Source organism: Marivivens aquimaris (assembly GCF_015220045.1).
Taxonomy (GTDB): domain Bacteria; phylum Pseudomonadota; class Alphaproteobacteria; order Rhodobacterales; family Rhodobacteraceae; genus Marivivens; species Marivivens aquimaris.
In genome coordinates this window covers 3,218,201-3,242,201 of the sequence record NZ_JADBGB010000001.1, presented here as the reverse complement: position 1 = coordinate 3,242,201, position 24,001 = coordinate 3,218,201, and the positions used below count along the sequence as shown (strand labels likewise).

21 protein-coding genes are annotated in these 24,001 nt (G+C 61.7%); 10 read left to right on the top strand and 11 right to left on the bottom strand.

All coding sequences use genetic code 11. The features are described from left to right. Positions 1–52 precede the first annotated feature (52 nt). The gene (locus IF204_RS16095; RefSeq protein WP_194098042.1) at positions 53–526 is read left to right on the top strand and encodes a hemerythrin domain-containing protein; all 474 of its coding nucleotides are present in this window, start codon (positions 53–55) and stop codon (positions 524–526) included. Positions 527–580: 54 nt separating this feature from the next. On the opposite strand, the gene aspS is transcribed toward IF204_RS16095, so the two are convergent. From aspS to IF204_RS16080, 3 genes are read right to left on the bottom strand one after another with little or no spacing between them, the layout of a single operon-like run. Beyond that, positions 581–2,365 carry an aspartate--tRNA ligase gene (gene aspS / locus IF204_RS16090; protein ID WP_194098041.1) on the bottom strand — a complete coding sequence of 595 codons (1,785 nt, stop codon included), beginning with the start codon at positions 2,363–2,365 and terminating at the stop codon, positions 581–583. 60 nt (positions 2,366–2,425) lie between these two features. Further along, a complete protein-coding gene (locus IF204_RS16085; protein WP_194098040.1) occupies positions 2,426–3,064 on the bottom strand; it encodes an aminotransferase class IV in 639 nt (212 codons plus the stop codon). Further along, positions 3,019–4,128 carry an aminodeoxychorismate synthase component I gene (locus IF204_RS16080; protein WP_194098039.1) on the bottom strand — a complete coding sequence of 370 codons (1,110 nt, stop codon included), beginning with the start codon at positions 4,126–4,128 and terminating at the stop codon, positions 3,019–3,021. The genes IF204_RS16085 and IF204_RS16080 overlap by 46 nt, the downstream gene beginning before the upstream one ends. Before the next feature lie 183 nt (positions 4,129–4,311). Between IF204_RS16080 and carB the strand changes: the two genes are divergently transcribed. The 3 genes from carB to IF204_RS16065 all read left to right on the top strand — a co-directional run bounded on the left by carB (position 4,312) and on the right by IF204_RS16065 (position 9,812). Further along, positions 4,312–7,644 carry a carbamoyl-phosphate synthase large subunit gene (gene carB, locus IF204_RS16075; RefSeq protein WP_194098038.1) on the top strand — a complete coding sequence of 1,111 codons (3,333 nt, stop codon included), beginning with the start codon at positions 4,312–4,314 and terminating at the stop codon, positions 7,642–7,644. A 111-nt stretch (positions 7,645–7,755) separates the two neighbouring features. Beyond that, entirely contained in the window at positions 7,756–8,868 is a 1,113-nt protein-coding gene (locus tag IF204_RS16070) for a beta-ketoacyl-ACP synthase III (protein WP_194098037.1), read from the top strand. 362 nt (positions 8,869–9,230) lie between these two features. Beyond that, the gene (locus IF204_RS16065; RefSeq protein ID WP_194098036.1) at positions 9,231–9,812 is read left to right on the top strand and encodes a thymidine kinase; all 582 of its coding nucleotides are present in this window, start codon (positions 9,231–9,233) and stop codon (positions 9,810–9,812) included. 63 nt (positions 9,813–9,875) lie between these two features. On the opposite strand, the gene IF204_RS16060 is transcribed toward IF204_RS16065, so the two are convergent. The 6 genes from IF204_RS16060 to IF204_RS16035 all read right to left on the bottom strand — a co-directional run bounded on the left by IF204_RS16060 (position 9,876) and on the right by IF204_RS16035 (position 14,710). Then, a complete protein-coding gene (locus IF204_RS16060; protein WP_228069235.1) occupies positions 9,876–10,775 on the bottom strand; it encodes a LysR family transcriptional regulator in 900 nt (299 codons plus the stop codon). A gap of 108 nt (positions 10,776–10,883) precedes the next feature. Beyond that, the gene (locus tag IF204_RS16055) at positions 10,884–11,837 is read right to left on the bottom strand and encodes a 2-hydroxyacid dehydrogenase (protein WP_194098035.1); all 954 of its coding nucleotides are present in this window, start codon (positions 11,835–11,837) and stop codon (positions 10,884–10,886) included. Next, on the bottom strand, positions 11,834–12,178 hold the full coding sequence (locus IF204_RS16050) for a tRNA-binding protein (RefSeq protein WP_194098034.1): 345 nt from the start codon (positions 12,176–12,178) through the stop codon (positions 11,834–11,836). The genes IF204_RS16055 and IF204_RS16050 overlap by 4 nt, the downstream gene beginning before the upstream one ends. Beyond that, positions 12,171–12,986: a pyrroline-5-carboxylate reductase gene (gene proC / locus IF204_RS16045; protein WP_194098033.1), complete on the bottom strand. Its 816-nt coding sequence runs from the start codon at positions 12,984–12,986 to the stop codon at positions 12,171–12,173. Before proC ends, IF204_RS16050 begins: the two co-directional genes overlap by 8 nt. Positions 12,987–13,048: 62 nt before the next feature. Further along, on the bottom strand, positions 13,049–13,549 hold the full coding sequence (locus tag IF204_RS16040) for a type III secretion system chaperone family protein (protein ID WP_194098032.1): 501 nt from the start codon (positions 13,547–13,549) through the stop codon (positions 13,049–13,051). Between the two features lie 198 nt (positions 13,550–13,747). After that, complete coding sequence (locus IF204_RS16035; protein ID WP_194098031.1) at positions 13,748–14,710, bottom strand: glycosyl transferase family protein; 963 nt, start codon at positions 14,708–14,710, stop codon at positions 13,748–13,750. Between the two features lie 191 nt (positions 14,711–14,901). Between IF204_RS16035 and IF204_RS16030 the strand changes: the two genes are divergently transcribed. After that, a complete protein-coding gene (locus IF204_RS16030; protein ID WP_194098030.1) occupies positions 14,902–16,041 on the top strand; it encodes an MFS transporter in 1,140 nt (379 codons plus the stop codon). Here the strand turns inward: IF204_RS16030 and IF204_RS16025 are convergent. Next, positions 16,033–17,019: a LacI family DNA-binding transcriptional regulator gene (locus tag IF204_RS16025; protein WP_194098029.1), complete on the bottom strand. Its 987-nt coding sequence runs from the start codon at positions 17,017–17,019 to the stop codon at positions 16,033–16,035. The genes IF204_RS16030 and IF204_RS16025 overlap by 9 nt on opposite strands. 102 nt (positions 17,020–17,121) lie before the next feature. Between IF204_RS16025 and IF204_RS16020 the strand changes: the two genes are divergently transcribed. After that, positions 17,122–18,555: a sulfatase family protein gene (locus IF204_RS16020; protein WP_194098028.1), complete on the top strand. Its 1,434-nt coding sequence runs from the start codon at positions 17,122–17,124 to the stop codon at positions 18,553–18,555. On the opposite strand, the gene IF204_RS16015 is transcribed toward IF204_RS16020, so the two are convergent. Then, positions 18,552–19,532: a LacI family DNA-binding transcriptional regulator gene (locus tag IF204_RS16015; RefSeq protein WP_228069234.1), complete on the bottom strand. Its 981-nt coding sequence runs from the start codon at positions 19,530–19,532 to the stop codon at positions 18,552–18,554. The two genes, IF204_RS16020 and IF204_RS16015, sit on opposite strands and share 4 nt — an antisense overlap. Before the next feature lie 217 nt (positions 19,533–19,749). Between IF204_RS16015 and IF204_RS16010 the strand changes: the two genes are divergently transcribed. Genes IF204_RS16010 through IF204_RS15995 form a run of 4 tightly spaced genes read left to right on the top strand, consistent with a single transcriptional unit; the run spans position 19,750 to position 23,933 of the window. Next, on the top strand, positions 19,750–20,856 hold the full coding sequence (locus IF204_RS16010) for an ABC transporter ATP-binding protein (RefSeq protein ID WP_194098026.1): 1,107 nt from the start codon (positions 19,750–19,752) through the stop codon (positions 20,854–20,856). Continuing rightward, a complete protein-coding gene (locus IF204_RS16005; protein ID WP_194098025.1) occupies positions 20,853–21,743 on the top strand; it encodes a carbohydrate ABC transporter permease in 891 nt (296 codons plus the stop codon). The genes IF204_RS16010 and IF204_RS16005 overlap by 4 nt, the downstream gene beginning before the upstream one ends. After that, entirely contained in the window at positions 21,740–22,564 is an 825-nt protein-coding gene (locus IF204_RS16000) for a carbohydrate ABC transporter permease (protein ID WP_194098024.1), read from the top strand. The genes IF204_RS16005 and IF204_RS16000 overlap by 4 nt, the downstream gene beginning before the upstream one ends. Before the next feature lie 43 nt (positions 22,565–22,607). After that, positions 22,608–23,933: an extracellular solute-binding protein gene (locus tag IF204_RS15995; RefSeq protein ID WP_194098023.1), complete on the top strand. Its 1,326-nt coding sequence runs from the start codon at positions 22,608–22,610 to the stop codon at positions 23,931–23,933. Positions 23,934–24,001: the final 68 nt, after the last annotated feature.

Genomic DNA, 24,001 nt, shown 5'->3' with positions numbered 1-24,001 from the left:
GAGGCAGCGGTGACGCTTTACCCAGCAACAAACATTTGTCTGGGTGATTACCATGTCTATTTATGAAGAGATCAAAGCCGACCACGCGCGCCACCGCGAACTGCTCGACAAAATCGCCGCAACAACCGGCGACAGTGAAGAGCGCCAGACCGCGTGGAAAGAGTTTTTCTACGATGTGAAATCCCACGCCGCTGCGGAGGAAGAGACCTTCTACTCGCCGCTGATGTCGAAAACCTGGGGTCAAGATTCCGCGCGCCACTCGGTGGAAGAACACGCCGAGATGGACGACCTGATGGAAGAGCTGCAAGAGATGGACATGTCGTCCTCCGCGTGGCTGACCAAGTTCAAGCAGCTCAAGCATGACTACGAACACCACATGGAAGAGGAAGAAGAGGACATCTTCTCCCGCGCCAAAGAGGTCATTCCTGACAGCGAACTGAAGGGCTACGGCGAGAAGTTCCGCACCCGCAAGGAAAAGGAACTCAAGCTCGTGGACAAGAAGCGCGAAGATCACCTCGAAGACTGATCGACGCACTGTAAAAACAAAGGCCGGAGCATTGCTCCGGCCTTTTCATTTGGATCAGTCGTCCTGCGGGATGACGCGAAGGCTGAGTTCGCGGAGCTGTTCGTTGCTCGGGTCGCTCGGCGCGTTCATCATCAGGTCTTCCGCACGCTGGTTCATCGGGAACATCATGACTTCGCGGATGTTCGACTGGTCGGCCAGCAGCATCACGATACGGTCGATGCCCGCAGCGCAGCCACCGTGCGGCGGAGCGCCGTAATGGAATGCGTTGAACAGCGCGCCGAAGCGGTTCTTCACTTCTTCCTCGCCGTAACCGGCCAGTTCGAAGGCCTTGATCATGATTTCCGGCTTGTGGTTACGGATCGCGCCCGAAACCAGCTCGTAGCCGTTACATGCGAGGTCGTACTGGTAGCCTTTGACCTCAAGCGGATCGCCGAGCAGCGCGTCCATACCGCCCTGCGGCATCGAGAACGGGTTGTGTTCGAAGTCGATAGCGCCGGTCTCTTCGTCCTTTTCGTAGATCGGGAAGTCCACGATCCAAGCGAAAGCGAAACGGTCGGTCTCGGTCAGGCCAAGCTCGTCGCCGATGACAGTGCGCGCCTTGCCAGCGACCTTTTCGAACGTCGCGGGCTTACCGCCGAGGAAGAACGCAGCATCGCCGACGCCGAGGCCGAGTTGCTGACGAATGGCTTCGGTGCGCTCGGGGCCGATGTTCTTGGCAAGCGGACCCGCGGCTTCCATCTGGCCGTCGGTTTCGCGCCAGAAGATGTAACCCATGCCCGGCAGGCCCTCTTTCTGGGCAAAGGCGTTCATGCGGTCACAGAACTTACGGCTGCCGCCGGTCGGAGCCGGAATCGCGCGGATCTCGGTGCCTTCCTGCTCCAGCAGTTTTGCGAAGATGGCAAAGCCCGAACCAGCGAAGTGCTCGGATACGACCTGCATCTTGATCGGGTTGCGCAGGTCCGGCTTATCGGTACCGTACCACAGCGCGGCGTCGCGGTACGAAATCTGCGGCCATTCGTTCGGCGCGTCGACCTTGCGGCCACCACCGAACTCTTCGAAGACACCCGCCAGAACCGGCGAGATGGTGTCGAAGACGTCCTGCTGGGTGACGAACGACATTTCCATGTCGAGCTGGTAGAAGTCGGTCGGCGAACGGTCGGCACGCGGGTCTTCATCGCGGAAGCACGGTGCGATCTGGAAGTACTTGTCGTAGCCCGACACCATGATCAGCTGCTTGAACTGCTGCGGAGCCTGCGGCAGCGCGTAGAACTTGCCCGGGTGCAGACGCGACGGCACGAGGAAGTCGCGGGCGCCTTCGGGCGAGGACGCGGTGATGATCGGGGTCTGGAATTCGCGGAATCCGTTGTCCCACATGCGGGTACGCATCGAACGAACGACGTCCGAACGCATCTTCATGCTTTCCTGCATCACGTCGCGGCGCAGATCGAGGTAGCGGTACTTCAGACGGGTTTCTTCGGGGTATTCCTGATCGCCGAAGACCATCAGCGGCAGTTCCTTGGCAGCGCCGAGGACTTCGATGTCACGAACGAAAACCTCGATCTCACCGGTCGGGAGCTTCGGGTTCACCAGTTCGGGGTCGCGGGCCTTCACTTCGCCGTCGATGCGGATACACCATTCCGAGCGGACCTTTTCGACGTCAGCAAACGCAGCCGAGTCGGGGTCGCACAGAACCTGGGTCACGCCATAGGTGTCGCGAAGGTCGATGAACAGGATACCACCGTGGTCACGCACGCGGTGGACCCAGCCGGACAGGCGAACGGTTTCGCCGACGTTATCTTTGGTCAGTTGCGCGCAGGTATGGGAGCGGTAGGCGTGCATATCTTGTATCCCTTGGGTTACGGGGGTTCCGCGCCGATACACAGGGTTGAACGCCCGATGTCAAGCGACGGGCAGCAGAACCGCGGGAATCAAGCCACGTAAAGCGTTCCCGAAGTGGATTTCGCGCGCTTCGACGAGGTCGGAGAGGTGCAGAACCCGCTCCTCGTACCCGGTTTCGAGCAGATGCCGACGCAGCACCCCTGGAAGTAGACCACTGGAAACGGGCGGCGTGAGGCGCTCACCCTCGGCGGTGGTGATGAAGATATTGGTGATCGTGCCCTCGCACACCTCGTCCTTTTCATTGAGGCAGAGGTATTCGTCGACGCCTTCGGGCAGCACTTCGCGCAGGCGGGTGTAAAGCGCACGGTTCGTCGATTTCACCCGCAGCCACGGATCGTCCGATTGCAGCCGCTCCGCCGCGATCATGACGCGCCATTGGGCGGGGTTGGGATCGAGGTGCCCGCCGGTGACGGACAGATCGCCCTCAGCGCCAAGCGTCATGCGGATACGCCCACCTTCGGGAAGCTCGGACAGCAGTTCTTCGGCCAGTGCGCGGTTGAAGGGATACCCCAGCGCCTCGGCTCCCGCTGCCATACGGTCGAGGTGGAACGGCAGATAGCGGACGGCATCGCCATCGCGCCCCATCGTTTCGATCAGTCGGCAGTCATCGGGGGCAGTTCCGCGAAGCGGGCTTTCCATAGGGCTTCCTCGTATTCGGATGCAGCGGTGGAGTCCCAGACGACACCGCCTCCTACATTTAGCTTGGCCTGCTGGCCGTCCAACATGACAGTGCGGATCGCCACGTTGAATTCCGACCGCCCGTCAGGCGCCCACCATCCAATGGTGCCGCAATATATATCGCGCGCGCCGACTTCGAGTTCGTGGATAATCTCCATCGCGCGGACCTTGGGCGCGCCTGTAATCGACCCGCACGGGAACAGCGCCCGCAGGATATCGGCGAGCCCCATGTCCGGCATCAGCTCGGCCTTCACGCGGCTGACCATCTGGTGAACGGTGGCAAAGGTATTCACGCGGAACAGGTCGGGGACATGCACCGACCCCGGTTTGCTGACGCGGCTAATATCGTTGCGCAGCAGGTCGACGATCATCAGGTTTTCAGCGCGGTTCTTTTCATCGTTGTGCAGCCATTCGACGATGGCCGCGTCTTCTTCCGGCGTTGCGCCGCGCGGCTGTGTGCCCTTCATCGGGACCGTTTCGATCATCCCGCCGTCCGTGCGGAAGAACAGTTCGGGCGAGCGCGAAAGGATCGCAGGGCAGTCATCCTGAAGCACCAGCGCACCGTGCCCGACCGCCTGCCGCTGCATCAGCGAATGATAAAGCCCCTCGGGCGTCCCCAATGCCTTAGCATTAATCGGAAAGGTCAGATTGGCCTGATAGATGTCGCCCGCACCGATATAGTCGCGCACTTTTGATATGGCGGCGGCGTGGTCCTCTGCGCTCCAGACGGGCGTGATGTCGGCCAGATGCCCCTGCCCTTCGAACGCCCTCCCCTCAATCGGAGAATCATAAACGCCGAACCGCAAAAGCGGCAGTTTGCGACCTTCGGGCATCAGGGGAAGTAATTTCGGCTCTAGCGCATAACCAAGCTCGTAAGAGCAATAACCGGCCAGCCAGCCATCGACATCAGCCAGCGCATCAAGAGCAGCCGGAACCTCGTCCGGTGTATGGGCTTCGATGGTTTTTCGCGGAGAATCAAAGGCTGCCGGAGCGCCATCTGGTCCACGATCAAACTGAATCCACACGTTGAGCACCTGTTGCTTGCGTTAGCGAACGGATAGAACAGCAGACAATCGGGGAACAGAGCAAAAGCGACATGTCAGATTCCCGTTTCGATCCTCTTGCACCTTGCTTCGTACTGTCTATAACGCCCAACAATTTGGGTGCTGCCTGCCCCAACGTACGCTGCCAGAAAAAATGAGGATCCTATGCCGAAGAGAACCGACATCAAGTCGATCATGATCATCGGGGCGGGGCCCATTATCATTGGTCAGGCCTGCGAATTCGACTATTCGGGTGCCCAAGCGTGTAAAGCCCTTCGTGAAGAAGGCTACCGCGTCATCCTCGTGAACTCGAACCCCGCGACGATCATGACCGACCCCGGTCTGGCCGACGCGACCTACATCGAGCCGATCACGCCCGAAGTCGTTGCCAAGATCATCGAGAAAGAGCGCCCCGACGCGCTGCTGCCGACCATGGGCGGCCAGACCGGCCTGAACACCGCGCTGGCACTTGCCGACATGGGCGTGCTCGACCGCCTCGGCGTCGAGATGATCGGTGCAAAGCGCGACGCCATCGAAATGGCGGAAGACCGCAAACTGTTCCGCGAAGCGATGGACCGCCTCGGCATCGAAAACCCGAAGGCCACCATCGTCACCGCGCCGACCGACGCCAAAGGCAAGAAAGACCTCAAGGCCGGCCTCGCACTCGCGATGGACGCCCTCGAAGAAATCGGCCTTCCGGCCATTATCCGCCCCGCCTTCACGCTCGGCGGCACGGGCGGCGGTGTCGCGTATAACCGCGAAGAATACGAATACTACTGCCGCTCGGGCATGGACGCATCGCCGGTGGGCCAGATCCTCGTCGATGAATCGCTGCTCGGCTGGAAAGAATACGAAATGGAAGTTGTCCGCGACAAAGCAGACAACGCCATCATCGTCTGTTCGATCGAAAACGTGGACCCGATGGGCGTTCACACCGGCGACTCGATCACCGTTGCTCCGGCACTGACGCTGACCGACAAAGAATACCAGATCATGCGCTCCGCCTCGATCGCGGTTCTGCGCGAGATCGGCGTTGAAACCGGCGGTTCGAACGTCCAGTGGGCCGTAAACCCGAAAGACGGCCGTATGGTCGTGATCGAAATGAACCCGCGCGTATCGCGTTCGTCGGCGTTGGCCTCGAAGGCGACCGGTTTCCCGATTGCGAAAATCGCGGCGAAGCTGGCTGTCGGCTACACCCTCGACGAACTGGACAACGACATCACCAAGGTCACCCCGGCTTCGTTCGAGCCGACCATCGACTATGTCGTCACCAAGATCCCGCGCTTCGCATTCGAGAAATTCGCAGGCTCCGAACCGTACCTCACCACCGCGATGAAGTCGGTCGGCGAAGCGATGGCCATTGGCCGCACCTTCCACGAGTCGATGCAGAAGGCCCTCGCCTCGCTCGAAACTGGTCTGACCGGCTTTGACGAAGTCGACATTCCGGGTGCACCGGATAAAGCCGCTGTTTCGGCTGCCCTGTCCAAAGCGACCCCCGATCGTCTGCGCACCATCGCTCAGGCGATGCGTCACGGCTTTACCAACGACGAGATCATCGCGATCACCTCGTTCGATCCGTGGTTCCTCGACCGCATCCGTGAAATCGTCGACGCCGAAGAAGTCATTCGCAAGAACGGCCTGCCAGTCGACGAAAAGGGCCTGCGCCGCGTCAAGATGATGGGCTTCACCGATGCCCGCCTCGCCAAGCTGACAGGCCGCGACGAAGGCAACGTGCGCCGTGCGCGCCAGAACCTCGGCGTCAAAGCCGTCTTCAAGCGCATCGACACCTGTGCCGCCGAATTCGAAGCGCAAACCCCCTACATGTATTCGACCTACGAAGCCCCCGCGATGGGCGACGTGGAATGCGAAAGCCGCCCGACCGACCGCAAAAAGGTCGTCATCCTCGGCGGTGGCCCGAACCGTATCGGTCAGGGTATCGAATTCGACTACTGCTGCTGCCATGCATGTTTCGCTCTGACCGATCAGGGTTACGAAACCATCATGATCAACTGCAACCCCGAGACCGTGTCGACCGACTACGACACCTCGGACCGTCTGTACTTCGAGCCGCTGACCTTCGAACACGTGATGGAAATCCTGCGAGTCGAACAGGAAAACGGCACCCTGCACGGTGTGATCGTCCAGTTCGGTGGCCAGACCCCGCTGAAGCTGGCGAATGCGCTGGACGAAGCTGGCATCCCGATCCTCGGCACCTCGCCGGACGCGATCGACCTTGCCGAAGACCGCGAGCGTTTCCAGGATCTGGTCAACCGCCTCGGCCTCAAGCAGCCGCACAACGGCATCGCGCATTCCGACGCCGAAGCGATGGAAATCGCCAAGGACATCGGCTACCCGCTGGTCATCCGCCCGTCCTACGTTCTGGGTGGCCGCGCAATGGAAATCGTCCGCGATCAGGCACAACTCGACCGCTACATCCGCGAAGCCGTTGTGGTGTCGGGCGACAGCCCGGTCCTGCTCGACAGCTACCTGTCGGGTGCGACCGAGGTTGACGTCGATGCGCTTTGCGACGGTGAAACCGTCCACGTGACCGGCATCATGCAGCACATCGAAGAAGCAGGCGTCCACTCGGGCGACTCCGCTTGCTGTCTGCCGCCGCACACCCTGCCGCAGGACATCATCGAAGAGATCCGCCGCCAGACCGAAGCCCTCGCGCTTTCGCTGCAGGTGAAGGGCCTGATGAACGTACAGTTCGCGGTCAAGGACGGCGACGTCTACCTGATCGAGGTCAACCCGCGCGCATCGCGTACCGTCCCGTTCGTCGCCAAGGCAACGGACTCGGCTATCGCGTCGATCGCTGCCCGTCTGATGGCTGGCGAGCCGATGTCGAACTTCCCCAAGCGCGCGCCCTATCCGGCCGACATGGACCCGATGGCAACCATCGAACAGGGCGACCCGTTCGAACTGGCCGACCCGAACACCCCGTGGTTCTCGGTCAAGGAAGCCGTCCTGCCGTTCGCCCGCTTCCCGGGTGTCGATACCATCCTCGGCCCGGAAATGCGTTCGACCGGCGAAGTCATGGGCTGGGACCGTTCCTTCGCCCGCGCCTTCCTCAAGGCACAGCTGGGCGCTGGCACTCACCTGCCCGAAGAGGGCAACGTCTTCATCTCCATCCGTGATGGCGATAAGGGCGACGAGATGCTGAGCGCTGCCAAGATCGTCAAAGAGCTCGGCTTCGGCATCCTCGCGACCCGCGGCACCGCAAGCTGGCTGACGGAGAACGGTGTCGAATGCGAGATCGTCAACAAGGTCTACGAGGGTGGTCGTACCATCGTCGATCTGCTGAAAGACGGTCAGGTCCAGCTGGTGTTCAACACCACCGAGGGCGCACAGGCCGTCAACGACAGCCGCGAAATCCGCTCGGTCGCGCTCTACGACAAGCTGCCGTACTTCACCACGGCAGCAGGCGCCAACGCAGCGGCGCAGGCGATGGTCGCCCGCAAGGAAGGCGACATCAACGTCCGCAGCCTTCAGGCATAAGAACAACAAAGGCCGGTCACACTGACCGGCCTTTTCTTTTTGCGACCCACCGTCATTCTGGACAATCCGTACCATTGGCCGCAGGCTTGAGGGCACTGCGCAGGAGGCCACATGTACGACGTCGTTTTGACCGCGACCGGTGTTTTCACGCCGGAGCATTCCATTTCCAATGACGAACTGGTCGAGGCGTTCAACGCCTATGCCGACCTCCAGAACGCCGAACATGCGGACGCCATCGCCGCTGGCGACAAAGAGCCCGTGCCCCACTCCAGCGCCGACTTCATCGTGACCGCCTCTGGCATCCACAGCCGCTTTGTCATGACCAAGGACGGCATTCTCGACCCGACCCGCATGTATCCGCGCTACCCCGAGCGCAGCGACGACGAGCCGTCCCTGATGGCCGAAATCGGCATGAAAGCCGCGAACGAGGCGCTGGACCGCGCTGGCGTTGCAGGCTCCGACATCGACCTGATCCTCTGCGCCGCGTCGAACATGGAGCGCGCCTACCCCGCCATGGCTGTGGAAATCCAGCAGCTCCTCGGTGCGGGTGGCATGGCCTTCGACATGAATGTCGCCTGCTCCTCCGCCACCTTCGGCATCCAGACCGCCGCCGACATGATCCGCGCAGGCTCCATCCGCCGCGCGCTGGTGATCTCCCCGGAAATCACATCGGGCCACCTCGAATGGCGCGACCGCGATTGTCACTTCATTTTCGGTGACGTGGCGACGGCCGTGCTGCTGGAACGTGACGAAGGTCAGGACGGCTGGAAAGTCGTCTCGACCAAATGCGCGACCCAGTTTTCGAACAACATCCGCAATAACAACGGATTCCTCCGCCCGACCCGCGATGCAATGGAAGACCGCCGCGACATGCGTTTCATGCAAAACGGCCGCAAAGTGTTCAAAGAGGTCCTGCCCCTCGTCTCCGCTCATATCGCGGACCACATGGAGGCCAACGACATCACTGCGGACGATATCGGCGTCCTCTGGCTTCATCAGGCGAACAAGTCGATGAACGACTACATCGGCAAAAAAGTCCTCGGCCGCACGCCCACGCCTGACGAACAGCCGAACATCCTGCAAGACTACGCCAACACGTCCTCCGCAGGGTCGATCATCGCTTTCGACAAATACTCGCGCGACCGCAAGTCTGACACGCTAGGGGTGATTTGCTCCTTCGGCGCAGGCTACTCCGTCGGCTCGGTGATCCTGCGCCGGAAGTGATCTACGACCAAAGTCGTAGACCGCAAAAGCGGGGATTGTGTTCATTTTGCAAAGGTTTGCATTAAATGGTCACAACCAGAAGACAATTCATATTTTAGGCGCTTCGAGAGCCATGCGGGTCATTGACGGAAAACCGCAGGAGCGATTAGCACAACCTATCCACGACATAACGTCGTTACTTAACACCTTAAGGCTTGTCGAATCCATTCGGCAGTCCCAGAGATACGGAATGCGGTGCCTGTTCCCGAGCACCGCAGGACCGGAGCCGCGACCCCATCCTGCGCGTTGGCGTGTTTACACCCATTCGCACCGCGGCTCCGGTCCACTTGCAAAAAGTCGCAAGGGGTGCCAATTCCTCCGCCATGGCCAAGCTCTACTACAATTACTCGACCATGAACGCCGGCAAGTCGACGTTGCTCCTGCAGGCAAGCTACAACTACATCGAACGCGGCATGCAGACCTACCTGCTGACCGCGCAGTTCGATAATCGCGCCGGCGAAGGCCGCATCGCGAGCCGCATCGGCATTAGCTCCCCCGCCGACACCTACACCGGCGAAACGGACCTCTTCGCCAAAATCGAGGCCCGCCTGAACGAAGGCCCGTGCGCCTGCGTCTTCATTGACGAATGCCAGTTCCTGTCCAAAGATCAGGTCTGGCAACTGGCCCGCGCCGTCGACGACCTGCGCGTTCCGATCATGTGCTACGGCCTCCGCGTGGACTTCCAAGGCAACCTCTTCTCTGGCTCCGCCGCCCTCCTCGCGCTCGCCGACGAAATGCGCGAAGTGCGCACCATCTGCCACTGCGGAAAAAAAGCGACCATGGTCGTGCGCAAGGACGAAAACGGCAATGTAGTCACCCTCGGCGCACAGGTCTCAATCGGCGGCAACGACCGCTATGTCTCGCTCTGCCGCAAACACTGGCGCGACGCGGTCGGCGACTGCTGACTCTGCCTTTGTGCCCCAAATATCCCGGGGTGAATTGGCCGCAGGCCAAGAGGGGCAGCGCCCCTATCCCCGATACCGCAATTTCTCCGTGAGCGCCTGAAACGCAGGAAGCGCCTGACGGCGGCTAGGGTAGTACAAGTGATACCCCGGAAACGGAGGACACCAGTCTTCCAGACACGCGACCAGCGCGCCGCTCTCCAGATGCTCGTCCAGATGGTCGCTCGGCAGGCATGACAGGCCCACCCCGCCCAGTGCCGCATCGATCAGCGCCTCCGGATCGTTGGATGTGAACTGCCCCTTCACCCTCACATTTACCTCGCGCCCGTCCTTCTCGAACTCCCACGCATAAAGCCCGCCAAGCGTCGCAAAGCGCAGGTTGTTGCACAGATGGTCCGTCAGAGCGTGCGGGTCTTTGGGCACACCGTGCGCTTCGAAATAGGCGGGCGAGCCCGCGACGACCATGCGGATGTCCGGCCCGATGCGCACCGCGATCATGTCCTGCTGGACCTCTTCGCCCAGCCGCACACCTGCATCGAACCCGTCTTTAACAATGTCCACGAGCCGCTGGTCGATCTCCACTTCGATCCGCAGGTTGGGGTAGTCCCGCATCAACGCGGTCGCTGCTGGCATGATGATCCGCTGCGCCGCCCAGCGTGGGGCGTTGATCCTGATCGACCCGCTCGGCTCCGCGCGTAGCGCATCGAGGTCGGCCAGCCGCTCCTCGATCCCGCGAAAGGCAGGTTGCAGGCTGGCGAGCAATTGCTCCCCGATATCGGTAGGCGCCACATGCCGCGTGGTGCGCGTCAGCAGGCGCATATCCATCCGCTCTTCCAGACGGCGGATGACATGGCTCAGCGCGCTTTGCGACGTCCCCAGACGGGCCGCAGCGCGGGTAAAGCTGCGCTCTTCAGCAACGGCGAGGAAGGCCATGAGGTCGGGAAGGTCGTCTCGGTGCAGCGGCATAGATGGGATCACTCATGAACAATGGGCATGGACAGCCCACCCATTTAATCCGCCGCTTTGCACAATCACTAGCAAAAACCCCCGCCGGATCAGCAGCGGGGGTTTGTCTTAGTTGACCTTTTGCGGCGGCTCGCGCCCTTCGCTCCACGCGATGATGTTGTCGAGCGCCATCTGCCCCATCGCCTGCCGCGTTTCCGTGGTGGCAGAGCCGAGGTGCGGCAGCAGCACGCAGTTCTCCAACGCGATCAGGTCGGCCGGGACGTGCGGCTCGTTCTCGTAGACGTCGAGGCCCGCACCCGTGATCGCACCGCGCTTCAGCACATCGATCAGCGCGTCCTCGTCCACGACCTCACCGCGCGAGATGTTGACGAAGATACCCTCGGGCTTCATCGCGGCCAGCGCATCCGCGTCGATCAGCTTGCGCGTCTCGGCGCCGCCCGGAACGGTGACGACCACGAAATCGGCAGCGCCCATCAGGTCGGCCAGCGTATCCATGCGCTTGGCAGGATGGCTGACCTCTTTTTCGCTCCGGTTGAAGTAGATCACATCCATATCGAAGCCGTAGTGACACTTGCGCGCCACCGCCTGCCCGATGCGGCCCATGCCGACGATGCCAACGGTCTTGCCCGTAACGTGGGTGCCGAGCCCGACCTTGGGACCAAAGCCCTCCCACTGACCGGCACGCACCATCCGCTCGCCCTCGCCCGCGCGGCGGGCGGTGGACAGAAGCAGGGTCATACCGATATCGGCAGTCGCATCCGTCAGCACGTCGGGCGTGTTGGTGACGGCGACGCCAGCCTTCGCGGCAGCATCGGTGTCGATGTGGTTATATCCCACCCCGAAATTGCCGAGGATCTTGCAGCGCGGCTCGCCCGCAAGTTGGAACGCCTCAGCGGTGAATTCGTCGCCAAGCGTCGGAAGAATGGCATCGTAGTGACGCATCGCATCCGCAGCTTCTTCGACCGACAGGCCGCCTTGATCGCGGACCGTGCAGTCGAACAGCTTCTGCGCCTGCTCCAGCACAGGCTCGGCGATGCGGCGGGTGATGAGAAGTTTGGTCAATGCATTTGCCCTCCGTTGGGGACCGCTTGGTCGGGGCCGATCAACACGATACCGCCCTCTTCGTCAGGCAGGCCGAGGACGAGAACCTCGGACATGAACTTGCCAATCTGGCGCGGCGGGAAATTCACCACGGCCATGACCTGTTTTCCGACGAGGCTCTCGGGCGTGTAGTGCTTCGTGACCTGCGCGGAGGTTTTGCGTTCCCCAATCGCGCCGCCAAAGTCGATCCACATCTTGATCGCGGGCTTGCGGGCTTCGGGGAATTCTTCGGCCTTCACCACGGTGCCGACACGGATGTCGACTTTCAGGAAATCGTCGAACGACAGGGTTTCATCAGCCACGGGATAGCTCCTTGGATCGGTTGGCCGCCGCCGCAACAGCGCGGTCCAGCAGGGACGGGAAGCCGTCCGTTTCGTTCATCAGAACTTCAAGCGCGGCCTGCGTGGTGCCGTTGGGCGAGGTCACATTAATACGCAGTTGGGTCGGGGTGTCGTCGGCTTCCTCGGCCAGAACGCCCGCCCCTGCGACGGTCGCCTTGGCCAGTTGCATCGACAGTTCGGGCGACAGTCCCTGCGCCTCGCCCGCTTTGGCGAGCGTTTCGATCAGGTGGAACACATAGGCGGGACCGGAGCCCGAAACGGCAGTCACGCCGTCCATCTGGCTCTCATCCTCCAATCGCACGACCTGACCAACGGCAGAGAGCAGTTCCTCGGCCATGCCGAGCGCACCCTCGCCCACTTTGTCATTACCGATGATCGCCGTGATGCCGCGACCGACCGCGGCGGGCGTGTTCGGCATCGCGCGGATGATCGGCGTTTCAGCGCCCAGCAGCTCTTCGTAAGTGGCGATCCCGATACCGGCGGCGACCGACAGGAACACGGTCGAGCCATTGCCCAGCGCCTGAAGCGACGGCAGCGCGCCGGCCATCATCTGCGGCTTCACCGCGATCAGGACGATAGCGGGGTCGGCGGGCAGTTCGGCATTCAGGTTCACGCCCTGACCTTGCAGCCAATCGCTCGGGTGCGGGTCGTTCACCCAGACCGACGCAGCAGGCAGTCCCGACGACAGCCAACCGGCCAGCATCGCAGACCCCATCTTGCCACAACCGAGCAGAACCAGCCCGCGGCGGGCCAAATCATCCATATTCATGAAAATTCCCCTGTCATTCGGGGGAACGATAGGAGCCTCGTTCCGAAGGCGCAAGCAGACCGTCAGGCGGTGCCCGCAACCTCGGAAATGGCGACACCCATCGCATCGCTCGGCGTGCGTTCGGCCCAAGTGACCAGCTGGAACGCGGGATAGAAACGCTCGCACGCCGCAACTGCCGCGCCCATCATCGTGTCGACCTGCTCGAAGGTGACATCCTGATAGCCTGCTAAGTTCAGCGCATAGCGGTAGGTCATCAGACGCTGGTCCGGCCACCATGTGAAATTGCCGCTCCAGCAACGATCATTGGCGTGGTTCAGCGCCTCGTAGAGCGCATTTTCGCGGTGCGCAGGCGGCTCCATCTCGAACGTCAGGATCAGGCGGAGCATCCGGTCGGTTTCCGACCAGGCCATCGTAACGGTGTAGTTGCGCCACTGGCCCTCGACGGTGATGACGACGTGATCTTCGTCCATGCGGTCGGCGGGCCAGCCATGCGACAGGGCAAGCTGTTCGACCACATCGATCGGATGATCGTCGTCTTCATAGAAATGATCCGTCAGAGCCATAACGGCTTCACCTCGCTTGCAGAATCCGTGGCAGCGGAAGTCTGCCCTTATCGGTGGCACGTCAGGTCCACCCCCATTGACCTTAGGGTGAATCATCCGGTGCGAATCTGTAAAGCGCTTTCGCGGGGATAAGCGACTCAGCGAATCAATTTCTTGTGGATAACCGAATCATTTGCAGGTGCAGCATGATTTTCGGACTCAGAGGGGCGTGATATTTCGATCCCGCGCCGCCCAGAGGTCGCCGACATTCACATCCGCGCCGAGCGTCTGGAACGCGATTTCGGCGGTTCCCAGCACGATGGACAGCGCGAACGGGTCCTCGTATTCGCCCGTCCACAAACCAGCCAGCGCTGCGGGATCGACCGTTTCAGCCCCTTCGGCAAGGCGCACATGTTCGTCTGTCAGCGCAGGCGCTTTGCCCTCCCACGCTTCACCGCCGCGCAAGCCAAACAGCGCAGCTTCTTTCGCGGGGTGACGTTCGAACTCGCCGCCGCCGCCCTTGAGCACGGTCATCGCCTCCTGCCCCAGAATGCGCCCCGCGTCCTGTTGCAACTCGCGATACGGCGGATGGAACACGCCCTGCACCGACGCGCGGGCAGAGGCAGGGTTGAGAACGCGCAGCACGGTATTCACGCACGAACGCAGGTTGAACACATCGCGCAGACGCAGAAGGTCGAAGAGTTCGGGCGAAAACACCTCCAGCGGGAGGTATCCGATATTGTCGTCAAGCTCTCCGAAGTTGCGGCTTTGCAGGGTCGGGATACCAATCTTGGGCAGCGCATCGCGAACCGACGCAACGGGGTTCTGGTGGCTGTTCCAGCCGTGCATCAGCACAGGATGACCTGCCGACGCAACAAGCTTGGCCGACAGCAGGAACCAAGGCAGACCGCGCGTGCGCCCTGCGGCATAGCTCGGCCAATCCAGCGCGGCGAAACCGACGGCAGGCGCCACCGTCCGCGCCGCACGAACGAAGCCCGCGATTTCCTCGGCCGTTTCGCCCTTCATCCGCATGAGCATGAGCATCGCCCCGATCGCCTCGGGCGCGGCCTCTCCGCGCAGAACGATTTCCATCGCTTCCTGCGCCTCCTCCAGCGTCATCGAGCGACTGAGGTTGGCCCCGCGGCCAAGGATGCGAACGTAGGGAGCGAGTGCGGTCTTCATGGCGATCTCCTTTGCGGCTTTCCTTAACCTGTGGTGCGGACAGGGCAATTTGCAAGCCCTTCGCTGCATTGCCGCATCGGGGTGCAGGGGTGCATCTCTCATCGGTGGAGGGAAATACCCTTTGCTTTGCCATCCGCTCGTGTTCATCTGCGCGAGATATTTTCCCACGTTATTGAAGAAGTCTGTTTCCAATGCCTCGCGCCACCTCGACCCCTGCGACACGCCTCGCCACCCGTATCGGTTTTTTCGTCGCCGGTTTCATGATGGCCGTCTGGGCCCCGCTTGTGCCCTATGCCAAAGAGTTCACCGGATCTGACGACCGTCAGCTTGGCCAGCTTCTGCTGTGCCTCGGGATCGGGTCGCTGATCGCGATGCCAATCACTGGCGTGGTGAGCAGCCGTACGGGCGCGAAACCGATGATCCTTGCGGGCGCCTTCGGGATCTCAATCGCGCTGCCGCTGTTGATGCTGGCGCATGACCCGCTGGTGCTGGGCGCAGGTCTTCTGCTCGTCGGTGCATCACTGGGCACGCTCGACGTGTCAATTAACGTCCACGCGGTCGAGGTCGAAAAGGGCCATGCAGGCACTCTCATGTCCGGCTTTCACGGGATGTTCAGCGTCGGCGGCCTTTTCGGCGCGGCCTTCACCAGCTTCCTGCTGACACAAGGGTTCAGCCCGTTCCTTGCCGCAGCAACAGCTGCCGTAATTGCGATTGGCCTCATCATCTTCGCGATGCCCAAGTTCCTGTCGGTCGAAGGCGGCGAAGCCCCCGCGTTCGTTCTGCCCAAGGGCATCGTCCTGCTGTTCGCCTTGTTGGCCGCGATTGCCTTCATGGCCGAAGGCGCGCTGCTCGACTGGGGTGCGCTCCTGATGCTCGACCAGAACATGATCGTTCCGGCGCAGGGCGGCTACGGCTACATGGCGTTTTCGGTCACGATGTCGATCGGGCGCTTTACGGGCGACCGCATCATCGCCGCCCTCGGATCGTTCAAAGTCCTTCTGATCGGCGGCATCCTCGCGGTTCTGGGATTTGCCCTGCTGCTGATGACCGACAGCCTGACCATCGCGATGCTCGGCTTCGCGCTGATCGGTTTGGGCGCGGCGAACATCGTGCCGGTGATCTTCAGCGCCGCGGGTCACCAGACCATCATGCCGGGCGGGATGGCAATCGCCGCCGTTACCACGGTGGGTTACGCCGGCATTCTGCTGGGGCCGGCCGCCATTGGCTACGTCGCCGAAGCCTACAGCCTACCGACTGCTTTTTGGCTCGTCGCCGCGCTGATGGCGGTAATCCCGTTGACCGCGCATATCACGACGCGCAAATCAGCTTGAGCGGGTTGATCCACGTCTAAGAAGCTGATGCGGCAGCACTTGCCACGTTGCCTCGCCTGACAGCATCCGCACGGCTTCCCGCGCCAGCGCCTCGCGGTCGAGCGCGACACTGCTGAGCGACGGCGTGGCGTAAGCGCCCTCCTCCAGATCGTCGAAGCCCATGACGGCGATGTCCTGCGGGACGTGAAGCCCGAGCGTTTGAAGCCCCTGCATCAGGCCAAGCGCCAGAAGGTCCGTAAAGCAGAACACCGCATCGGGCCGCCTGCGCATTGCGGCAATGGCAGAGGCCGCCTGAGCACCCGCCGCGCGGTCAGGTCCGCTCACGGTGAAGAGCAGATCATCGGTGACGCTCAGCCCCGCTCCTTCCAGCGCAGCGCGATAACCGGCAAGACGCAGATCGGCCATGCTGTCGCGATCCCGCAGACCAACGGCGGCAATGCGCGCCGCTCCCCCTTCGATCAAATGACGAGTCGCAGCCTCGGCCGCCGCACGGTTGTCGATGCCCACATGCGGCAGCCCCTCCTGATCCGCATAGGCCCCAAGGAACACGCATTTGGTCGACATCTGCTCCGCGATCTCTTCTGGCGGCGTCGCGACCGGAGAGATGATGACCCCGTCGAACTGCCCCTGGAAATTCGCACGTATCAGCGCCGCTGCCTCCCCGTCCCGCGTGCCACCGCTGTGGTCGACAAGCACGCCCAGCCCCTCGTCCCGCGCCGCGTCGATGATCGCACGGGCAAGCGCCGCGAAATACGGGTGGCCGACGTCAGGGACGATCAGCCCGATCATCCCGCTGCGCCCCGAGCGCAGGTTCCGCGCGGCGATATTTGGCTGGTAGCCAAGCTTGCGGCACGAGGCGAGCACCTTGTCCTTGAGCGCCTTGGACACATGCGGCTGGTCGTTCACCACGTTCGACACGCTGCGCACGGATACGCCGCAGTCCTTTGCAATGTCCGTCAAAGTCGCCCGTCTGGTCATCCGAACCTCCATGCCTATGCCCGAAGATAAAGAATCGTTTTCAACGTTGCAATAATATGGAAATCTCATTTTCAACGTTGCAAATTGACGATTGGAGGGGTGATGAGCAAGCGACCGAACCTGATTTACGTGTTTGCGGACCAACTGCGGTATGACGCGCTAGGTTGTACCGGCAACACCAAAGCACACACGCCGAACATCGACCGCTTCGCCGCAAACTCTGCCCATCTGCGGCAGTTCGTGTCCAACACGCCGGTCTGCACCGCCTATCGTGCCTCGCTGATGACGGGCAAGCACACGACCTCGCACGGGATGGTCATCAACGAACTGCGCATCCACCCGAACCAGACCTGCCTTGGCCATCTGCTGACCAGCGCGGGCTATGTGACGAGCTACATCGGCAAATGGCACCTCTTCGCAAACGAGTTCGGCAATCACTTCGATCCGGTGAATTCATTCGTGCCGCGCGGCCCGCACAGGCTGGGCTTCGAGGGCGAATGGAAAGCGTATAACTTCAACCACGAAAACTACTCGCCCTCGGCCTACTACCACGAAGAAACGCCCGAGAAGATCTACTATCCGGAGTTCGAGGCGACGCATCAGACCGACTTTACCATCGACGCGATCAACCGCTACGCCGACGCGGGCGATCCCTTTGCCATTGTCCTGTCCTACGGTCCGCCGCATGACCCGTGGGGGCCCGATCATGTCCCCCAGAAGTACTGGGAGATGTTCAAGAACACTCCCATGCCCAACCCGCCGAACTACGCCGAAGACCACGATCCCTACAGCGACAACTGGGCGCGCTTCAAAGCCGGCGAGCGGGAGGAGCTGGAGAACTGGCGGAGGGGATACTTCGCGCAGATCGCGGCTTTGGATGCAGAGTTCGGACGGCTGATCGACGCGCTGGAGGCATCGGGCGAAGCGGACAACACCATCGTCGTGTTCACCTCCGACCATGGGGAGATGTTCGGCGCACACGGGCGGCGGGCCAAGCTGATTTTCTACGAAGAAGCCGCCCACGTCCCGTTCTTCATCCGCTGGCCTGCGGGGTTGGAGCCCGTCACCCACGACTTCGCCGCCGGAGCGGTGGACGTGTTGCCGACCATCTGCGGTCTGCTGGGGATCGACACGCCTGCAGATGTCGAAGGGCAGAACCTCGCGCCATTTCTGAAAGGCGCAGACGGCGCGCCAGAGATGTCCCTGCTCATGGGCTGCGGCGCGACCGCTATATGGGAGGACGGCCACGAATGGCGGGCGGTGCGAGACAGCCGCTTCACCTACGCCCGTTACCGCGTCGACGGGGCGGAGTTCCTCTTCGACCGCGAAAACGACCCGTTCGAGCAGACCAACCTCGCGGACGATCCGGCCTTCGCAGCGGACAAAGAGCGCCTGAAAAAGTGGATGGAAACCGAGATGGCCCGCATCAGCGACACCTTCGAGGCGTCGAGCTATTACGAGGCACACTTTGCCGACGACAACCGTTGTATCGTGCGGTCGGCGACGGCGGACTTCGGACCTGCCGTACCCGTTTAGTGGGACGGCGGGGCGACCGATTTCCGCTCCACCATGGGGCATTCGATCTTCTGCTGAAGATGCGCCCCGCCCCCGCCCGTCAGCTCGGCCAGCATGGCGACAGCCTGCTCGCCCATGTCGGAATGGGGCAGCTCCATCGTGGTGAGCGGCGGCACCATCGAGGCGGAGTAGCTTTCATTATCGAACCCGATCACAGAGATATCCTCGGGAATGCGGAGCCCGTGACGTGTACACGCCTGATAGACGCCCAGCGCGGTGCGGTCGGTGTAGCAGAACACGGCGGTCGGCGGATTATCCAGCGCCAACAGATCGTTCATCGAAGCAAAGCCGCCAGCGATCGAGTACGCGCCGCCACGGATCAGCACGGGATCGACCGGAATGTCCTTGGTCGCAAGCGCGGTACGGTAGCCTTTGCGGCGCTCGCGGGCGGCCATAATCGTGCTCTCGCCGCCAACGCAGGCAATGCGGCTGTGCCCCGCATCGATCAGCGCAAGCGTGGCCCGCATCGCGCCTGCCATATCGGAGGGCAGCACGCTCGGCACGCTCTCCCCTTCGGCCCAGCAGTTGAGCATGACCGTGGGAATGTCGCTCAGGATCTCGGGTAGCGTCGCGGGCTGGGTAATAAGGCGGCCATAGATCACGCCGGCGAGGCGCGATTTACTTACGGTGGCCAGCAACTGCTCCAACCCGTCCCGCCCCGGCATTGCCATCATGCCAAGGTAGCCGCGATCCTCGGCCGCGCTCATGACGCCTTCGATCAAGCCAGGAGCCATCGGGGTCGCAGTGACGTCATCCATGACCAACGCAACCACGGGCGGCTTGCGGTTCTTGGCACTGGACTTCGCGTAGCCGACCTCCTCCGCCACCTTCAGAACGCGCTCGCGGGTGTCGGGCGAAATGCGGGTGCCGGACGCGTTGTTCAGAACGAGCGACACGGTCGCCTGCGAAACGTCGCACAGCGCTGCGATCTGGGACATGGTCGGCTTTTTCGACAAACCGCTTCCTCTTCTTTAGTTTCGCGCGGTTTATCACCCCCAGTCCCCTCCGCCAAGCTAAACCAAAGGTTGACGGTAATAATTATTAGTTATACAAAATTTCTTATAACCTAGCCGAATGGAACGCGTTTGAGGAGATGCGATTCGGATTGGGAAAGCGGGTGGAGGCCCGCGTAACTGGTAATGGGGGAGGACCGACGTGAGCGGTGTATCTTTGCGCGACCTGCGCAAATCCTACGGTGCTTTGGACGTGATCCATGGCGCATCACTCGACATCAAAGAGGGTGAGTTCGTCGTGTTCGTCGGCCCGTCCGGCTGCGGAAAATCCACCATGCTGAGGATGATCGCAGGCCTTGAGGAAATCTCTGGCGGCACCGTGTCCATCGGCGGCAAAGAGATGAACGCCGTCCCTGCCCGCGACCGCGGCGTTGCAATGGTTTTCCAGAATTACGCCCTCTACCCCCACATGTCCGTTCGCGACAACATGGGTTTCGGCCTGAAGAACATGGGGTTTGCGAAGAAAGACATCGCGGAGCGCGTGAACAACGCCGCCGAAATCCTGCAATTGACGCCTTACCTTGATCGTAAACCCAAGGCGCTTTCGGGTGGTCAGCGCCAGCGCGTTGCCATTGGCCGCGCGATTGTCCGCGAACCTGACGTTTTCCTGTTCGACGAACCGCTGTCAAACCTCGACGCCGCGCTGCGCGTCCAGACCCGCACCGAGATTTCACAGCTTCACGCCCGCCTTGGCGCGACGATGATCTACGTGACCCACGACCAGACCGAAGCGCTGACGATGGCCGACCGGATCGTGGTGCTACGTGACGGCGTGATCGAGCAGGTCGGCGCTCCTCTGGAGCTATATGACCGCCCTGCGAACCTGTTTGTCGCGGGCTTTATCGGCGCGCCGAAGATGAATTTCCTGTCGGCCGTGTTGCAGCAGGTCGCCCCCAACGGCGCTGCCACCGCAAAGATCGAAAGCGGAGAGGTCATCCCCGTTCAGGTCTCGTCCGCTCATGCACAGTCCGGCGACAAGGTGACGTTGGGCCTGCGCCCCGAGAACATCGCTGTCGATCCCGCAGGTCCGCTCAAGGGCAAGGTCGATCTGGTAGAGCAGCTCGGCAATGTCGAACTGATCTACGCGACGCTTGATATGGGCTGCAAAATCGTGGCTGAACTGCGCACCCGGATTTCGCCGCAGATGGGCGACAGGATCGCGTTCCGTTCGCTGTCCGAAACGATCCATGTGTTCAATAGCAATGGCGAGGCCATCACCGCGCACAACGTGCTCAAGGTGGCGTCATGACGAACCCGACCCCGCAGCGGATGCGCCGCGACGGGCGTGCCGCGTTGATCTTTCTGGCCCCGTTTCTGGTCATTTACTGCGTCTTTCTGATCTTCCCGCTATTCAAGGCCGTCTTTATCTCGTTCCACGATTGGGAATTGGCGGGCGGCTATCGCGAGTGGATCGGGTTCTTCAACTACGAAGACCTCTGGTACGACGACTACTTCTGGAAGGCTCTTGGCAACACCATGCGCTTTGCCGCGATGGCAGTGCCGAGCATGACAATTCTCGCGCTTTTGCTAGCCCTCGGCCTTCACGGCCATGGCCGCGTCCGCGCTGTGCTGCGGAGCGTGTTTTTCTCGTCCTCCGTTTTCTCGGTCACCGTGGTCACGCTGGTCTGGCAGATGGTTCTGTCGCCTGACCGCGGGCTGATCGCGCCGATTTTCCGCTCGATGGGGATGGAACCGATCAACTTCCTCGGCTCTGTCGAATGGGCGATGCCGTCGCTGGTGATCGCAACCCTCTGGTGGGGCGTCGGCCTGCCGATGGCACTGTTCCTTGCTGCACTCGGCCAGATCCCCGACGAGCTTTACGAAGCGGCAGAGCTCGACCATGCCAGCCGTTGGTCCACCCTGCGTTACATCACCCTGCCGGGTATTCGCCACACGGTGCTGCTGGTGCTGGTTCTGCAAATCGTCGGACAGTTCCAGATTTTCGGTCAGGCCCAGCTGATGACCAAAGGCGGCCCCGCGAACACCACGCTGACGCTGGTTCAATACATCTACAACACGGGCTTCCGTGATTGGCAGGTGGGCTACGCCACGACCATCGCGCTCGCGCTGTTCGTCGTGATGGCAGGCTTCTCGATGTTGCAACTCTGGCTCGGCCGCAAAGGAGACGACCAATGAGAAACCGTGCCTCCGACCGCCTGATTGTTGCTGCCGTCGCCCTGTTCGCCGTCGTATGGCTGATCCCCGTCGTGTGGGTGCTGGTGATGTCGTTCAAACCGGACGCCGTGCTGATGCGCTCCACCGCTGGCTTCCTGCCTGTGCCCTTCACGATCGAGAACTACGCTCGCGTCATGACGGTGGCCAAGGTGCCGAACTGGCTGATGCACTCTGTCATCGTGGCGTTCCTGATGACGTTCATCGTGCTCGTGATCTCGTCCATGGCTGGCTACGCCTTTGCCCGCCTCGACTTCCCGTTCAAGCGTCCGCTCTTCGTGCTGGTCGTTGCGGGTCTGATGGTGCCCGAGCAGGCGATTTTCATCCCGCTGCACACCATGTTTGCCGAATGGGGCATGCACAACACGCACACCGCGCTGATTACGCCGCGGCTGGCTGTGCCCATCGGCGTGTTCCTGATGACCCAGTTTTTCCGTTCGATCCCGCGCGAGTTGGAGGAGGCAGCACGCCTCGACCATGCCAGCCACGCGACCATCTTCCTCCGTATCATGTTGCCCCTGTCGGTGCCCGCACTGACGACCTTGGGACTGTTTACCTTCATCCACGGTTGGAACGATTACCTTTGGCCGCTCGTCTCCGCGACGTCCAAGGACATGTACACGGTGACCGTGGGCCTTGCGTCGATCCAGGGCAACTTCGGCCAGTCCGAAGGCTTGGGCACACTGATGGCTTCGGCTGTCTTCGCCTCTGCCCCGATCATGCTTCTTTTCGTGATATTCCAACGCTTTATCGTCGCAGGAGTTGCGATGTCGGCGGGGAAATAAGCCGGACGGAAAACCGTCCAAATGCATCAACATGGAGGATAAGATGCACATTACTAAAAAGACTGCACTGGCAGCTTCCGTTGCCCTGTCGACCCTGACCGCAGCGATGCCCGCTGCCGCCACCGACATCACGCTCTACCGTTTCTTCGGCGACTGCGAAGGCGAATTCGGCGGCGTGACCGACCTCAATGAGGCCTACGGCGAATGCGGCATCATCACCGTGCTGACCAACAAGTTCAACGCAGAGAACGAGATCGGCGCGAACGTCATCACCCAGACCGTTGACTGGGGCGCGTATTACGACCTGCTGTCGGCCACCTACTCGACCGGCGATATGCCCGACGTTGCGGTTATGCACGCCTCGCAGCTGGTGAACTTCACCGACCGCAACCTGATGACCCCGCTTGGCGACAAGCTGATGGAAGCAGGTGTCGACGTCGATGACTGGGCCGATGCGGCACGCGACAACGTCACCATCGACGGCGAAATCTACGCGCTGCCGTTCGACATCCACGCGATCCTGTTCCACGTGAACGTCGGCCTGATGAAAGAAGCTGGCTTCGTGAACGAGGACGGTTCCGTCCGCCTGCCCTCCTCGCCCGAAGAGCTGATCTCGATGGGTAAGGAGTTCGAGGAAAAGACCGGTCAGAACTACATTGCCATCGAAAGCCAGTCCTCCGAAGGTATGGCCGTGCGTATGTTCGATGCCTTCGTCTGGCAGCAGGGCGGTGACGTTCTGAGCGCCGACGGCAGCGAAGCCACCATCGACTCGCCCGAAGGTCTGAACGCCGCGACGCTCATCAAGCAGATGTACGACGAGGGTCTGACCGACAGCGGCCTCGACTACGGCGGCGCTGAACAGGCGTTCATCGGTGGCCGCGCGGGTATCCTCGTCAACGGCACCTGGGGCGTGAACAACTACGCGACCCAAGCGGCCAACGGCGCCGAGCTTCAGGAATACACCGCGCTCGACTTCCCGACGCTCTATGAACAGCCGGCAACCTTCTCGAACTCGCACAGCTGGACCATCCCGATGGATGAAAGCCGCACGCCCGAGGAAGAAGAGGCAGCCATCGCGTTCCTGAAGTTCCTCGACGACAACAACTTCGCATGGGCCATGACCGGTCACCTTCCGGTGCACCAGTCGGTCATCGACAGCGACGAGTTCGCGGCGCTTCCGCACCGTGCCGACTTTGCCGCGACCCCGTCGATGGCACGCGGTGTTCCGGCGGTGAAAAACGAGCGCGGTATCTATGATGCCATGATCTCGGAGTTCACTGCGATGTGGCTCGCTGGCACCAGCCCCGAAGATGCCGTCGCAGGTATGCAGTCGGGCGTAGAGCGCATCCTGCGCCGCAACAACCGCTAACGAAACGGCGGGCGGCGGGGCTGACCCGTCTCCCACGGCCAGACTGCCGCCCGCCATGTTCTGCTGTC